Source organism: Micromonospora sp. CNZ322, from assembly GCF_007827755.1.
In genome coordinates, this window is the sequence record NZ_VITD01000001.1 from 445,276 (window position 1) to 459,998 (window position 14,723).

The 14,723-nt window shown below is 71.4% G+C and carries 14 protein-coding genes; 3 read left to right on the plus strand and 11 right to left on the minus strand.

What is annotated here, in order from left to right; genetic code table 11:
- Nucleotides 1–7: 7 nt before the first annotated feature.
- The gene (locus tag FB453_RS02110) at nt 8–1,222 is read right to left on the minus strand and encodes a hypothetical protein (protein WP_145787109.1); all 1,215 of its coding nucleotides are present in this window, start codon (nt 1,220–1,222) and stop codon (nt 8–10) included.
- A 153-nt stretch (nt 1,223–1,375) separates the two neighbouring features.
- On the opposite strand from FB453_RS02110, the gene FB453_RS02115 reads away from it, so the two are divergent.
- On the plus strand, nt 1,376–2,074 hold the full coding sequence (locus FB453_RS02115; protein ID WP_145787111.1) for a hypothetical protein: 699 nt from the start codon (nt 1,376–1,378) through the stop codon (nt 2,072–2,074).
- Between the two features lie 105 nt (nt 2,075–2,179).
- On the opposite strand, the gene FB453_RS02120 is transcribed toward FB453_RS02115, so the two are convergent.
- The 3 genes from FB453_RS02120 to FB453_RS02130 all read right to left on the minus strand — a co-directional run bounded on the left by FB453_RS02120 (nt 2,180) and on the right by FB453_RS02130 (nt 5,131).
- Nucleotides 2,180–3,277, minus strand: coding sequence for an epoxide hydrolase family protein (locus tag FB453_RS02120; protein WP_486480127.1), 1,098 nt, complete (start codon nt 3,275–3,277; stop codon nt 2,180–2,182).
- A 129-nt stretch (nt 3,278–3,406) separates the two neighbouring features.
- Entirely contained in the window at nt 3,407–3,934 is a 528-nt protein-coding gene (locus FB453_RS02125; protein WP_145787113.1) for a WapI family immunity protein, read from the minus strand.
- Between the two features lie 45 nt (nt 3,935–3,979).
- The gene (locus FB453_RS02130) at nt 3,980–5,131 is read right to left on the minus strand and encodes a hypothetical protein (RefSeq protein WP_145787115.1); all 1,152 of its coding nucleotides are present in this window, start codon (nt 5,129–5,131) and stop codon (nt 3,980–3,982) included.
- 133 nt (nt 5,132–5,264) lie between these two features.
- Here FB453_RS02130 and FB453_RS02135 point away from each other — a divergent pair, with 133 nt between their 5' ends.
- The gene (locus FB453_RS02135) at nt 5,265–6,842 is read left to right on the plus strand and encodes a gluconokinase (RefSeq protein ID WP_486480128.1); all 1,578 of its coding nucleotides are present in this window, start codon (nt 5,265–5,267) and stop codon (nt 6,840–6,842) included.
- Nucleotides 6,843–6,863: 21 nt separating this feature from the next.
- Here FB453_RS02135 and FB453_RS02140 read toward each other — a convergent pair whose 3' ends face one another.
- Nucleotides 6,864–7,148: an antibiotic biosynthesis monooxygenase gene (locus FB453_RS02140; protein ID WP_145787117.1), complete on the minus strand. Its 285-nt coding sequence runs from the start codon at nt 7,146–7,148 to the stop codon at nt 6,864–6,866.
- A gap of 152 nt (nt 7,149–7,300) precedes the next feature.
- On the opposite strand from FB453_RS02140, the gene FB453_RS02145 reads away from it, so the two are divergent.
- Nucleotides 7,301–8,668 carry a serine hydrolase gene (locus FB453_RS02145; protein ID WP_186718004.1) on the plus strand — a complete coding sequence of 456 codons (1,368 nt, stop codon included), beginning with the start codon at nt 7,301–7,303 and terminating at the stop codon, nt 8,666–8,668.
- A 7-nt stretch (nt 8,669–8,675) separates the two neighbouring features.
- Here the strand turns inward: FB453_RS02145 and FB453_RS02150 are convergent, their stop codons facing one another.
- The 6 genes from FB453_RS02150 to FB453_RS02175 all read right to left on the minus strand — a co-directional run bounded on the left by FB453_RS02150 (nt 8,676) and on the right by FB453_RS02175 (nt 14,706).
- Complete coding sequence (locus FB453_RS02150; protein WP_145787121.1) at nt 8,676–9,449, minus strand: hypothetical protein; 774 nt, start codon at nt 9,447–9,449, stop codon at nt 8,676–8,678.
- A 53-nt stretch (nt 9,450–9,502) separates the two neighbouring features.
- Entirely contained in the window at nt 9,503–10,261 is a 759-nt protein-coding gene (locus FB453_RS02155; protein WP_145787123.1) for a MerR family transcriptional regulator, read from the minus strand.
- Nucleotides 10,262–10,311: 50 nt separating this feature from the next.
- On the minus strand, nt 10,312–12,567 hold the full coding sequence (locus tag FB453_RS02160; protein ID WP_186718006.1) for an EAL domain-containing protein: 2,256 nt from the start codon (nt 12,565–12,567) through the stop codon (nt 10,312–10,314).
- Between the two features lie 315 nt (nt 12,568–12,882).
- Nucleotides 12,883–13,116: a zinc-ribbon domain-containing protein gene (locus tag FB453_RS02165; RefSeq protein ID WP_145787125.1), complete on the minus strand. Its 234-nt coding sequence runs from the start codon at nt 13,114–13,116 to the stop codon at nt 12,883–12,885.
- A 170-nt stretch (nt 13,117–13,286) separates the two neighbouring features.
- Entirely contained in the window at nt 13,287–14,156 is an 870-nt protein-coding gene (locus FB453_RS02170; RefSeq protein WP_145787127.1) for an SRPBCC family protein, read from the minus strand.
- A complete protein-coding gene (locus FB453_RS02175) occupies nt 14,149–14,706 on the minus strand; it encodes a winged helix-turn-helix domain-containing protein (RefSeq protein WP_030490876.1) in 558 nt (185 codons plus the stop codon). Before FB453_RS02175 ends, FB453_RS02170 begins: the two co-directional genes overlap by 8 nt.
- Between the last annotated feature and the right edge of the window lie 17 nt (nt 14,707–14,723).

Here is a 14,723-nt window from a genome sequence, read left to right on the forward strand (position 1 = left end):
ACCCAGTTCAGGGCGCCGGAGACGGGCAGAGCAGCGGGTCCAGCAACGGCAGTTGAAGAGGATCCAGGCAGATCGCCAGCAGTCCCGGATCCGGCGAGGGCGTCGCCGTAACAATCGGGGTCGGCGTCGGCGTTGGTGAGGCCGACACAACGGGCGGCGTCGGCAGGGTCGACGCGGGCGGGTCGGTAGTGGGGACCGGACCAGGCGTCGGCACCGAACTGGCCGACGGCGCGGGAGCGACGGACGGCGGAGCAGCCGGCGGCAGGGCCACCGCAACAGCGGCTTCCACTGTTGAGACAGCAGACGGCCGTACAGCCGAGACATCCGGCGGGCTCCATACGGCACTGTCGGCCGAGCCGACCCGCGACCTGGGCGCCACCGGCCCGACGGGACCGATCGGAACAAGGGCCGTCCCGGCCCTCGGCAGGTCCAAGGCGACGACCTCCGCCGAGGACACCGGCCCGCGAGGACCCCACGCGCCAGGCCCCAGAGCGCCCGGGCCGAGCGTCACGAACACCATGGCCGCGACGGCGGCTGCGCCGAGCGCCCGCCGGTCGGGGCGTACCGCCGTCAGCGGTGCGTCGTCGGGGTCCACCAACAGAAGAGGCGCGGGCGGGGCGGCCCGGTGCGCGGCCAGCAGCTCGTCGACCTGCGCGATGACGGCACCGCGATCGGCAGCCGCGAGTGTGAGATAGAAGCGGAAGTTCACCACGGCGTTGGCCGGTACCAGCAGCCCCTGTAGTCGACAGCGGTCGGGCAGCAGGGTGACCGGCACGTCGGGGTGGTGGGCGGGGCCGACCAGGTCCGCGTACCGCCACTCGCGCCTGTACTCCCGGCCGCCGAAGACCACCCGGTGGCTGGTCACCACGGCCATGCCGGTGTCGACGACCCGCAGGCCCGCAGGCAGCGCCTCCGAAGAAGCCTCAGCGAAGGAACAGACGCCACCCGGCCTGGGCAGACCGGGGATGTGTCGCGCCTCGGCCTCGACGAGCTGGGCGACGGGGAGGACGCGGAAGACGAGTTCGTCGTCGTCGAGCTCCACCGGCAGGCCCGAGCGGGGCTGCGTACACCCGAGGAAGCTGGCGGCTTCGATGCGGAGTCGGGCCAGGTGGTCGTCGCGGTGCCGCCAGGCGTCGGTGGCGTCGCGGTACGCGCGCTGCCGGCGCTCGTTCTCGCGCTCGGCCCAGGCGATCCGCCAGGGGGCGCAGGACACAGAGGTCACTGTCACACGCGGTACAACCGCTCACGTACGTGACAGGCAACGCGACCGGGATCGATGTATCCCGTTGCGCCCGAAAGAAGAGTATTGACGGACACCAGAGTCGGTGCGGCGAAGCTAGCCTGCCCAGGACCCCTGGGGCCGAGGAGCTTCCCGATGCTTGATGACCTGCCCGTGCTGCGCGACGCGGTACGCGACTATCGCCTCGCGGCGACGGCCGCCGGCCTCGACTGGCCCGACCAGGACGAGTCGCCGACCGGGCAGGCGCCGGACGTGGTCCACCGTATCTTCGGTGTGGATCACATCGCGGAGCAGCTCACCTGGTTTCAGTCGCAGCGCTGGCCCGAGCGGCGGTTGCTGCCCAACGGCGGATGGCTGATGTCCTGGCCGGAAGGCCCGGACGTGCTGGACTATCTGTGGCTGGCGATCGGCACGCCGTTTCCCTGGCAGCAGCAACTGCCGCTGTTCCATTTCGAGTACGCCATCTTCACCTTCGTCCTGGCGGGCGAGCACGAGGGTGAGATCTGGCGCTACGAGATCTCGCCCGACGCGTGGGACTCGGTGCGTGCCGCCACCAGCCTGGCCACGCTCTTCGACCAGTGGACCCGGGGCATCGAGGCCGGTGTGATCGTCTACGAGGGCGAGTACAACAAGTGGCTTCAGATCGAGGACCTGGGCTCCGCGCAAGGTCTCGACCCGCTGGCCTTCCCGGTAGCCCCGGTGGAGGAGACCCTGCTGCGGGCGCGGCAGCGCGAATGCGGGGTCGACATGGGCATCGTCGAGGACGGCTTCCCGTACAACGAGGAGCTGTCCGACGCCATCGACGCCGTCAAGGCGTCGCTCGGCAGCGCGTAGCCCGGGGCCGGCGGCCGCTCAGGGAAATCAGAGCAGCCGCCGGGCAGGACAGGAAAGGCGAACTACAGCAACTACGGGCGCAGCGAGGTGAAGAACTGCCTCATCTCACTGGCCAGCAGATCCGGCTCCTCCAACGGCATGAAATGCCCGCCCCGTCCCGGCTCGCTCCAGTGCCGGATGTCGGTGCAGGCCCGCTCGGCGATCTCCCGGGGGAAGTTGGCCATCGAGGGTTCGGTGCTCACCGTGAACGCGGCCGGCACGGTGATGTCGGGTCGTGGGCGTGTTGTGGTCGAAGTCGGCGTACTGCCGGAACGACGAGCCGATCGTGCCGGTCGCCCAGTAGAGCGTGATGATGGTGAGCAGGGTGTCGGTGTCGATGCTGTTCGCCAGGTCCCCGTGGTTGTCGCTCCAGTCGCGGTACTTGTCGACGAGCCAGGCGGCCAGCCCGGCGGGCGAGTCGGCGAGCGCCGCCGCCAGGGTGTCCGGGCGGGTGCCCATGATGGCGCTGTAGCCGCCGTCGGTCTCGTCGTACGCGGCTTCGGCGTCCAGGTACGCCTGCTCGGCCGCCGACAGTGGTCGGGCGTCGAAGCTGGCCGGGAACGGTGGATGGATCATGTGGATGCCGGCTACCTGCTCCGGATAGACGGCACCCAGCCAGCCGGTGACCACTCCCCCGACGTCGCCGCCGAAGGCGCCGTACCGCTCGTAGCCGAGCACGCCGGTCATCAGCTCGTGCAGGGTCCGGGCCAACAACGCGCGGGTGACCGGCTCGTCCGGGACCTCCGAGAAGCCGAAGCCGGGCAGCGAGGGCACCACCACGTCGAAACCGCCGCCGGCGGGGCTGGTCAGCCGGTCGACCAGCGGCAGCATCTCGACGAAGCTGCTGGGCCAGCCGTGGCTGAGGATCAACGGCAACGGCGCGGGTGTGCCCGCCGGGCGCGTGGCCCGGACGTGCAGGAAGTGCAGCTTCCGGCCGCCGACGACGGCCAGGTGCTGGGGGTACGCGTTGAGTTCGGCCTCGCGGGCTCGCCAGTCGTATCCGTCGTGCCAGTAGGACACCAGGTCCCGCAGGTAGTCGGGGTCGACGCCGCCCTGCCACGGCTGGTTGCCGCTGCGGTCGGTGAATCGGGTGCGGGCCAGTCGGGCCCGTAGGTCGTCGAGGACCGCATCGGGAACGTCGATGTGGAAGGAAGAGAAAGACATTGGTCCTCCGATAAGGAGGGCGCTCCCCGACGCGAGAGGTCAGCTGAGGGGGACGGCCGAGAGGAGCGCCCAGGAATGACGATGGGTGGTCACCGGGCTCACCTCCTCTCGTGGCTGACGAAGATCACTCTAGCCGAGTGGGTCGGGGAGCCGGCCCCGGGTCGGGAACCGCGACTGGGTACGCGGCGGGTACGCCTCGCAGTGCTCGGCCCAGTGCTGGGCGGCGGTGGCCAGGGCGTCCGCGGAGACGGTGAGGATCAGCGGGTAGATCGCGCTGGACGGGCGGCGCATCCACGGTGGCAGTGACTCGGCGGAGAACTCCACGATCAGCTCCAGCCGACGGCGGCGCAGTACCCGACTGCGCAGGGCCAGGTTGGGTTCGGTGAAGCGGACCATCGCCGGTGGCGCGCTGAGCCCGAGGGCGGCGGTGGCCTGCCCGTGCAGCCAGCCGCCGAGCGCGCGGGCCTCCTCGACCATGAGGCTCGGGTAGTGGTGCGACCAGGTCTGGCCGTCGGCGGTGCGGGCGTCCACCTCGATGAGCAGCCAGTCGTGCCAGCCGGGCGTGGCCCCGTCGAGGTCGTCGGGCGGGTCGATGCCGGGCTGGTAGCCGACGGGGCGTACCCGCACCCGAGCGCCATCGTCAGACCGGATCTCCACTCGATCATTGTGGCCGAGCGAAGCGGACTTCAGGCACCGAATCGGTCACTTCGTGATGGTCCGCCGCACGCCTCGGTGCTCGGCGCAGGCGTTGGACCGGCCGCCGGCCAGGCTGACCGAACCGTCGCGGCACTGCACGAGGTAACCGCGTCCGGCCCAGAACTGCGGTACGCAGTCGAACCAGTCGCACACCTCGGCGGCCGGCTTGCGGATGCGCGTGCCGCCACAGAAGCCGTACCCCAGTGGGTTCTCTGGTGCCCCGCAGCGCGTGCCCTGGGTCGCGCTGGGTGACGGGCGTGGCGACTTTGTCGGCTTGGGTGGCGGGTTCTTCAGCGCGAGCGCCGGGCCGGCCGGGCGGACGAGCGCCGGTGCCACGCTGGTGGTGGGTGCCGGGGTGGCTGCGGCGGCGACCTCCGCGCCACCGGTCGGGTCGGACGGGTCCGACTCGATCAGCGCCGCCGGCACCAGCAGCGCGATGGCCGCCGCCACCGCGATGGTCCTGCGGCCACCTGGCACGAACGACGACAGCCGGGCCTGCCCGGGGGTGGCCGCGGCCGGCCGGAACGGCTTGAGCTGGGCGTGCTCGGAGATCAGCTCGTCGATTTGGGTGATCACCGCGGTGCGCTGTTCGATCGCGTCGGCGAAGGCCAGCGTGAGCTTGAACCGGAAGTCCGCCGCGGCGGCGGTGGGCAGCAACAACCCGGAGGTACGCCGCCGGTCCAGCACCTGGATCACTGTGACCGGCGCCGCCGGGTCGTGGGCCAGGCCGGTTATCCGCCCGTACGCCCAGTCACGCCGGCCCCGCCCGCCGAGCAGCACGAGTCGACGGCTGGTGATCACGGCCATGCCGGCGTCGGTGACGCGTACGCCGTCCGGGCGGCGCGGACGCAGTGGCCCGGTTCCCGGGGCGACAGTGAGGTCGGGCGCGGGCAGCACTGTGGTGTGCCGCACCTCGACCAGTTGTGCGGCGGGCAGTGCCCAGAGCACCACCTCGTCGGCGGCCAGCTCCAACGCCAGCCCCGCGCCGGCGGCCGCCGAGCCCTGGAAATCGGCGGCCAGGGCGCGCAGCCGCCGTAACTCGTCGTCGCGTCGTCGCCACGCCGCCTCAGCGCCGCGGAACGTGCTGACCCGCCGCACGTTCTGCCGGTGCGCCCACCGGTACCGCCATGTGGAACCCGTCGAATCAGTCTTCGCCACGCCGACTCCTTCGCCGCGCTGGCCACCAATCTGGGGTGTCACGAGGTTTAACAGGTCCGGCGCGGCGCCCGGACACGCCGAAACGGGCGAACTAGCCGATCGGCGGAGCAACCAGCACGATAGGGGGATACTGGTGCCGACGTTCATGTTCTCCGAGGGGGTGGCGGTCGTGCCGGCAGTCACGCTGCCCGGGGTCGTGATCGGGGTCGACATCGGCACCACCAGCACGAAGGCCGTCGCGTACGACACCGACGGGCGGCAGCTCGGGAGTCACCTGGTCGGCTACCCGCTGAACAACCCTCAACCCGGCTACGCCGAGCAGGACCCGCAACTCATCCTCGAAGCGGTGCTCAAGTCGGTCAGCATCGTCGTGGCCGAGCTGGTCCAGCCGGTGGCCGGGCTGTCGTTCGGCTCCGCCATGCACAGCCTGATCGGGTTGGACCCTGACGGCAATCCGCTGACCCCGTCGGTGACCTGGGCCGACTCGCGGTCCACTCGGCAGGCCGAGCGGTTGCGGGCGGTCCCGTCGGGGCTGGCCCTGCACCGACGTACCGGCACGCCGATGCATCCGATGTCGCCGCTGCCCAAGCTGCTCTGGTTCGCCGAGCAGGAGCCGAAACTCTTCGAGCGGGTGGCGCACTGGGTGGGCATCAAGGAATGGGTGCTGCTGCGGCTCTGCGGCACGCTGGTCACCGACCACTCGATCGCCTCGGCCACCGGCCTGCTCGACATCCACAAGCTGGAGTGGGACCCCGAGGCGCTGACCATCGCCGGCATCACCCCGGAGCAGCTCCCGCAGCTGGTCGCCACCACCGCCGTGCTGCCCAACCTCACCCCGCAGGCCGCCGCCCAGACCGGCCTGCCGGAGCGCACCCCCGTGGTGGTCGGCGCAGGCGACGGACCGCTGGCGAACCTGGGCCTGGGCGCGGTGCACCCCGGCATGGTGGCCTGCTCGATCGGCACCAGCGGCGCGATGCGGGTGATGGTCGAGCGGCCCGGCGTGGACCCGCTCGGCGGGGTGTTCTGCTACGCGCTGACCGAGCATCGCTGGGCGGTCGGTGGCGCGATCAACAACGGCGGCATCGTGCTCAAGTGGGCCGGCGCGGCGCTCGCCCCGGACCTGGGCGAGCACTCCGAGGAGGACCTGGTCGCCCTGGCAGCCCGCGCGCCGGTCGGTTCGGGCGGGCTCATCATGCTGCCGTACCTGCACAGCGAACGGGCACCACACTGGAGCGCCTTGCCGCGCGGCGCGTACGTGGGGTTGACCCACGCACACCGCCGCGAGCATCTGGTGCGGGCCGCGTTGGAGGGCGTCTGCCAACAGCTCGCGCTGGTGCTCAGCTCGGTGCGCGCGGCCGGCAACGAGGTCCGGGAGGTCCGGGCCGGTGGCGGCTTCGCCCGCAGCGGCCTGTGGCGGCAGATGCTGGCCGATGCCCTCGGCCTGCCGGTGAGCTTCCCGGCCGCGCACGAGGGGTCGAGCTTCGGAGCGGCGCTGCTCGGCATGGAGGCGCTCGGGCTGATCCCCAGCATCGACGTCGCGGCCGACCTGGTGCGCATCGAGGAGACGGTCCGTCCGGACCCGGCCGCCGCCGCCACCTACGCGGCGCTGCTGCCGCTCTTCGCCGAGCTGTACGAGGCCCTCGCGCCCGCCTTCGCCTCGATCCGCCGGATGGCGCCCGGCCTGCCCACCGGCCCCGAACCACAGGCGTGAGCGGTGCCGGCTCGCGCCGGGTCAGGGCGCTTCGACGCCGGCGATCAGGTAGCGCTGCACGTCGGCGTCGAGGATCGCCACTTCCTGCGCGTCGTCCGGCCCGGAGCCACGGAACGCGGCCAACTGCTCCGGCGACTCCCAGCGTTCGTAGACGTGGATCTGGCCGGGCTCCAACGGGTCGGCCGCCAGCAGGAAGTCGAGACAGCCGGCGGTGGCGCGCGCCCGCGCGATGACCTGTTCGCAGTCGGACAGGTACGCCTCGCGGGTGGCCGGTTCGACCTGCAGACTGCCGGCGATGATCAGCAAAGGGTCCTCCGGGGTGAGTGGCTGGGAAGCCTGATACCTGTGGGTCGTATTTATACCTGTGGGGCATGACGCTCGCCGGGACATTGCCGCCCGGACGGGTGACGCCGGTCCCGTCGGTCTCACCAGCCTCCGGCGCTTCATATCGTGCAAACGTGAGAAAAAGCGACAAGAGGCGCTCATCTTCCCTGCTGGGGAACTCTGCCCGCGTACCCCTGAAGGTGCTGACGACGGCGGTCGCGCTCGCGGTGCTCGCGACGACCGGGCCGGCCACCGCGGACGGCCCGGGCCGCGCGCCCGTCGCGGACCCGGCGCAGACGACCGAGCCGGGGTACGGAGTTGAGCCCGGCGACGGTCAGAGCCACGAGCCCGGGGTGGACCCGACGCCGGAGCGCCCGCCGACCAGCGAGGTGTCCTGGCTGTCGTTTCCCGGCGGGGTGTTCGCTGTGGACTCGCTCGGGCACACAGTGCGCTACCGCGCCTGCGACGGCGACACCGGCCGGGTCGCCGACCCGACCATGCGGGTCGCCGCCGGGGTGGCCAGCGGCGCGGTCGTCGTCGGAGGCACCGCCTACCGCTACCGGGTGCCGCTGGTCGGGCGCAGCGAGGGCACGCTGGAGGTGATCCAACGGCACCGCCCGCCGACGACGCTGACCGGCGTGGTGGTCACCAGCCCGCAGCCGCCCACCGACCCGGTCGCCGGGGCCCGGCTGTTCCCGCTCAGCGGGCAGCTCGCCCGGGTGGTCGCCGACGCGAGCCTCAACCCGGCCGGGGTCACCGTCCGCGACCTGTCCGGCCGCTACGGCGACCAGCAGATCGCCGTCAACGGATCGCTGCGCCCCAAGGCGGCCAGCGTCATCAAGCTGTGGATCCTCGTCGAGCTGCTGCGCCGGGTCGACTGTGGACAGGTCTTCCTCGACGACGGGGTGCTGGTCACTCCGGAGGACGTGGTCGGCGGCACCGGCCAACTGCAGTTCGAGACGTTCCCGCAGGTGGTCACAGTGCGCCGGCTCGCCCAGTACCTGATCAAGTACAGCGACAACGTGGCCGCGAACGTGCTGATCACCTACCTGGGTGGGTTCGCCCCGGTCAACGCGCTGATCGACTCGATGAACCAGCGCTCCACCATCCTGGCCCGCCGGATGCTCGACAGCGCGGCGGCGCAACGCGGCGAGGAGAACTACACCAGCCCGGACGACGTGGTGTCACTGCTCGGCGCGGTCTGGGACGGCGAGATCCTCGCCCCCGCCTCCCGCGACCTGATGATCGGCTTCATGCGGGAACAGACCCTGAACACGAAGATCCCGGCGGCGTTGCCCCCTGGCGTGCCGGTGGCCCACAAGACCGGTGACCTGCCGGACGCCTCACACGACGTCGGCTACTACCTGATCCCCGGCACCGAGACCGCCGTCGCGTTCCTCACCGCCGGACCCATGGCCACCGGCGACGAGACGGTCCGGCGGATGGCCCGAACCGTCTACGACTTCCTGGTCACCCCGGTCGAGGGAGCGGTCGAGGAGTGAGCCGACCTCAGGCGCCGGGAATGTTCGCCGGCGGGTCCTCGCCCACCAGGTCGGCAGCCGGCGGGTCCGCCGACACCGGCAGCCCGAAGTCCGAGTACGTCAGGTCGAGCTGGGCGGTCTGCGACTGCTCGCTGGCCAACTCGATGCGGTAGCGGACCAGCCGACCCTGCTCGTCCACTGCCGCGGTGAACGGCACCGCCGCGGCCCGGTCACCGAGCACGCTGCCGACGCCGCTGCCCAGCACCGCGCCGCTCTGGCGCAGGTCCAGCGTGCCCGCGTACTCCCGCTCGGCGGTCAGCCGGACCCCTGTCGGCGCGCCCAGCGTGCTGGCCAGGCGGGTGTTGTCCAGGCCCTGCTTGGCCGCCGGGGCACCCGGGGCGCCGACGTGCCACCAGGTCTTACCGTCCCAGACCGGGACGCGGCGGTCCGGGGCGGTGACCCGCACGTACACGTCCGGGCCGGTGGTCAACCGCTCGATCTTCACCACACCGGAGGGCACCTTCAGCGAGGTGGTCTCCAGACCACGCTTCGCCTTCGGGTCCCAGAGCAGCACCGTGGCGTCGCCGTCCGCGCCGCCGGTGCCAACTGTCAGCTTGTACGGCTGCTCGTCGGCCTTCGCGGCGGCGGCCTTCAGCACCCCGACCGGGTCGGCCGGGCCCGCCGACGCCGCCGGACGACCCGCGTCCGGTTCGTCGTCGCCGGCGGCGACCAGCGCCCACGCCCCGCCACCGACCGCCACCACGAGCACGGCGACAGCGGCGATCAGCTTCGGTTTTTGCACTGTCATCTCCCCCGGGCGGTGCGGTCCGGCCAGACTAGCCGGACCGCACCGTGTCACGCCCGGCTGATCGCGTTGGCGTGGATCGCCTCGTGCAGATAGGCGGCCAGCCCCGGCGCGATGTTCTCGTAGTACGCGGTGAACCGCTCGTCGGCCAGGTACATGTCGGCCAACCCGGTCTGCATCTCGTACGAGCACTCGTAGAACCAGCGGCTGATGAGCTGCCGGTGCTCCTCGGCCAGGTCCATCGCCTCCGGGCTGTCCGCCGGCACGCCCGAGGCCAGCACGGCGACCATCCGCCGACCCCAGTCCTCGTTCTCCGCCTTGTTCCGCAGCCAGTCCTCCTTGCTGTAGCGCGAGACCCGCCGGTTCGACTCCCGGTACGCGTCGGTGTCACCCCACCGCTGCTCCGCCTCGGCCTTGTGCTCCTCCGGATCGAAGTCACCGAAGACCTCGAACCGCTCCTCCGGCGTGAGTTGAATGCCCATCTTGCTCGCCTCCATCGCGAACTCGATCGCCGCGACCATCTCCTGCAACCGTTTGAGCCGTACCGTCAGCAGTTCGTGCTGCCGGCGCAGGTGCGCGGCCGGATCGGCCGCCGGGTCGTCGATGATCGCGGTGATCTCCTCAAGCGGGAAACCAAGCTCCCGGTAGTACAGGACGAGCTGCAGCCGTTGCAGGTCCGCGTCGTCGTAGCGGCGGTAACCGGCCGAGGTGCGCCCGCTGGGCGAGAGCAACCCGATCTCGTCGTAGTGGTGCAGCGTCCGCACCGTCACGCCGGCCACCTTCGCGACCTGACCCACCGTGTACGCCATGGTCCCCCTCCCTTCCGGGAACCAGGCTCCTGCCTGCCGTTACGTGAGAGTCAACTCCGATTCTGGCCCACCATGGCGGGGGCGTCCGGCCGCCCGTACAGATAGCCCTGGCCTCGTGGGCAGCCGATCGCGGTGACCGCCTCGTGCTGACGCTCGGTCTCCACCCCCTCGGCGACGACCGCCAGGTCGAACGCGCCGGCCAGGCGGGTGACCATCTCCACCGTGGCGTACGCCCGCTCGTCGGTGCCCAGCCGGGCCACGAACGACCTGTCGATCTTCAGCTCGGTGGCCGGGATGCGGTGCAGGTAGCTCAGCGACGAGTAGCCGGTGCCGAAGTCGTCGATGGCGATCCGGATGCCCAGCTCTCGGAGTTGGTGCAGCCGCTCCAGCACCGCCTCGGTGCCCTCGATCAACGCCGACTCGGTCAACTCCAGTGTCAACGCCCGTGGTGCCAAGCCGGCGGCGCTGGTCGCCGCGGTGACAGTGGCGATCAGGTCCGGCCGACGCAGGTGCGCGGCGGCGATGTTCACCGCGACTGTCGCCTCCGGCACCCGGCCCCGCCAGGTCGCGGCGGCCCGGCACGCCTCGTGGATCACCCAGCGGTCGATCGGCAGGATCAGCCCGGTCTCCTCGGCCAGCGGCAGGAACTTCGCCGGTGGCAACATCCCCAGCCGGGGGTGCCGCCAGCGCACCAGCGCCTCGGCGCTGCGCACCGCGCCGGTGGTCAGGTCGACGATGGGTTGGAACTCCAGGTGCAGCTGGTCCTCGTCGACCGCCCGGCGCAGGTCGGCGATCAACTCGGCGCGGGAGACGGCCGACTCGCGCAACGCCGCCGTGCACGTGCGGTACGCGGACTTCCCGGCCGCCTTCGCCGCGTACATGGCGATGTCGGCGTCGCGCAGCAGGTCGCTGTGGGAGGCGTGCTGCGGGCCGTACTCGGCGATACCGATGCTCGCCGACGGGTGCACCCCGACGTCCTCCTCGTCGTCGGAGGGCCGCAACGCGTCCAGCAGCCGCTCGGCGAGCCGTTCGGGTGACACCGGCCGGCCGCCGTCGACCAGCACGGCGAACTCGTCACCGCCGAGCCGGGCGATGGTGCCGTCGCCGTTCACGGCGGTGTGCATCCGGGCGGCGAGCCCGGTCAGCAGGGTGTCACCGGTGGCGTGCCCGAACCGGTCGTTGACCTGCTTGAACCCGTCCAGGTCGAGCAGCAGCACGGCCACCGGCCGTCCGTCGCGCAGTGCCAGGCGCAGCCGCCGGTTGAACAACAGCCGGTTGGGCAGCCCGGTGAGCTGGTCCCCGTACGCGAGCAGGCGCAGCCGGGCCACCAGCCGAAGGTTCTCGTTGGCCGCCAGCCCCTGCCGGACGGCGAGGGCGGCCAGCAACACCATCATGGTCACGAACACCAGCTGCGGGGTCTGCCCGGTGGGCCGACGGGCCAGCACCACCGCGATGATCGCCCCACCCACCGGCAGGTACGGCAGCGCCACCCGCCACCAGGGCGGCAGCGGCGACTCGGCGGTGTCGTCGGTGCCGTCGCAGTCCGGTGGCGGCGGGTTCCGGGTGGCCAGGCCGATCAGCAGGTAGCTCAACGGCCAGCACAGGTCGATCGGGTGACCGGCGCTGTAGTCGTCGCGGGCGACCAGCGACACGTAGACGACGTCGGCGACGACCCGCAGGGTGAGGCTCGCCGCCAGGACGGTCATCGGCCGCCATATCGGCCGGGCCGGCCCGGAGACCGCGACCAGGATGGTGAGCTGCATCAGGTCGAACATCGGGAAGAGCAGCCCCAGCGTGCGCGCCGGGTCGGCCAGCTCGGCGGCGGCGACCCCGCGGAAGACCAGCACCCAACCGATCGGCACCAGGGCCAGGGCGACGATCACCCCGTCCAGCAACGTACGGGCCCGCCCGACCGCGGTCCTCGGTGCGGACGGCGAGCTGAGCAGCGCGGCAGTGCCGGTGAGGATGCCGGCGGTGAAGACCACCCCGACCACCGGCGTGTGCGGCAGGTCGCCGCCGACGAGCCGCTGCGCCGTCCAGATCGCCCGGCCGATCGCGGCGAGCGCCATGGTGAGGGCGAGCAGCGTCCAGAACCGGCGCAGCGGCGCCGGATGTCGACGGGCCACCCCGACGCACGCGAGCGTCGCCCAACCGGCGACCAGCATCGCGCCGATGTCACTGACCAGCGCGGCGCCGGGCAACCCCGCGACCAGCCAGCCCGCCTCCAGCAGGATGACCGCAGCCGCGACGAACGCGCCGGCGGGGTTGAGTGTCCCCGCAGCCTGCTTTCCGTCCTGTCGGGACACGGTCGCTCCGGCTCTTTCGTCGTGCGTGCACCCTCGGCGGCGCCGGTCCACGGCAAACCCCGAAAGCCTAACCAGCGCTCAGAAACGCCGCCAGAGCCGAACGTGCACCCCGCTGCGGCTTGCGCCTCTGGTCAGCGGCCCGCGGATCGGTTCCAGGGTGAACGGGGCAGTGCGGTGCCGGCCAACGGACGGCGTTTGCGGCGGCGTCTGCGCCGGCCCGGGGTGCAGGGCGGGCGGGCAACGGTGTGCACGGCCACGTCGGCCGAGGGCGTCGGTCGGCCGATCAGCCAGCAGAGGAAGCGTTCCATCGTCGGATCAGCCGACCGGGAGGCGCTCGGCGTCGGACTTGGAGATCTCGTACTCCGCCCCGCAGAACGTGCACTGCTGCGCGTACCGGGTGCGGATCGGAATGAGAGGAATGAAGAAGATTGTGAATTTCGTCGAGCGGCGGGTGATCACCTGCGCGGCCTGGTTGCCGCAGTGGCGGCAGACCTGCTGCACGACACCGGACCGGTCGACCTTGGTACGCAGACCAAAGATGAAGAACATCGCCCGGCAGTACCCACTCAACCGCGAAAAGTCACCAGATCCCGCCATCGGATCCCCCGGACGCCGCCCCGCACACAAGATCGTGCTCGATCCAGGATGTAATGGCCTCCTGGGTGAACGAGGCCACTAGATCCCTGATCGAGCACGATCAAGGCGAGACGATCAAGGCTTCAGCTGGCCGGCGCGGGCTCCAGGCCGGGGATCTCCTCGGAGATCCAGATTGGCTGCCAGTTCGGCACCTCGTGGAAGCGGCGCAGCTCGAACAGCCCGGCAACCGACCCGCTCCAGGCCCCGTACGGCGGGTTGGCCTCGTCGAAGCCGCTCTGCACGAAGGTCAGCGTGGTGCGGCCACCGGACTCGGCCAGCTCCCAGCTCGTCACGCCGGTCGGCCCCCAGTCGACGGACATCCGGCGGCCGGGCTCCAGGTCGACGACCTTGGCCGCGTAACCGGTCTCGAAGCCGCCCATCGCGTATCGACCGCCGACCCAGGGCTCGATGCCGATCGGGTAGCCGAACCAGGCGCTGGCCTGCTCGGAGTCGGTCAGCGACTCCCACACCTTGTCGGCGGGGGCGGCGATGACCAGCTCACCGCGCATGTCGGCGGAGGTGAAGTCGGTGCGGGGCAGCAGTGGCTTGCCCTCCACGTGGGCGGCCAGGTTGGCGATGGACAGCGCCCAGAACGTCTGGAGCACGCCCCGGATGGTGGAGCCGCTCATCGCCTCGGCGAAGTCGAAGTGGCTCTGGATCAGCGTCAGCACTGTGCTGTCGGTGCCCTCGGCGGTCAACTGGAACTCGGTGGTGGTCTCCACGCCGTCGAGCAGCCAGCCGAACCGCAGGGTGTCGTCGTCGGCGTGCAGCAGCCGCTGGTGCGGGGCGTCGCCCTCGGGCGTGTAGCGACCCCAGAACTCGTACCGCTGGGGCAGCTCGACCTCGGCGTGCTCGGCCAGCCAGAGACGCAGCTCGGCCGGGTCGGTCAGGGCCTGGCGTACGCGCCCGACGGGCGCGGAGAGACGGGCCTGGACCTTCATCGGCTCACTCATTGTCGTTCCCTTTCGGATAGCAGGCGACGGCCAGCTTGAAGGCATCTCCTTCGCTGCCGCCGTAGCGGGTGAACAGGTCCTGAAGTGCGGTTTGCAGGTCGTGCAGGAACTGCTGGCGCTGCTCGGCCGGCACCCGGATCTCGCCGGAGACCCCGATCGAGGGCAGCTCGGGTGCCGCCCGGTCCAGGCCGGCGATGTCGGCCTGGACCTCCTCCATCAGGTCGAGCAGGTAGCCCAGGCTCAGCTCGTCGCGGGCCCGGCGCAGGCCGATCCGGCCGACGAGCCGCGGGGAGAGCCAGTAGGAGCGGGCGGCGGCCTGGTAGATGCCTTCGGTGATGCCGCGGACCTTGCGTTCGTTGACCAGCTCGACGAGGCCAGCCGCGACGAGCTGCTTGACGTGGTAGTAGACGCGCTGCGGCGTCTGGTCGAGTCGGGCCGCGACTTCGGTGCAGGTGCGCGGCTCGGCCAGTTGCCGCAGCACCTCGACGCGCTGCGGCTTGAGCAGGACTTCGGCCTGCTCGATCTGCTCCAGGTACAGGACATCTCTCATGGCAAAATCAGTTTGTA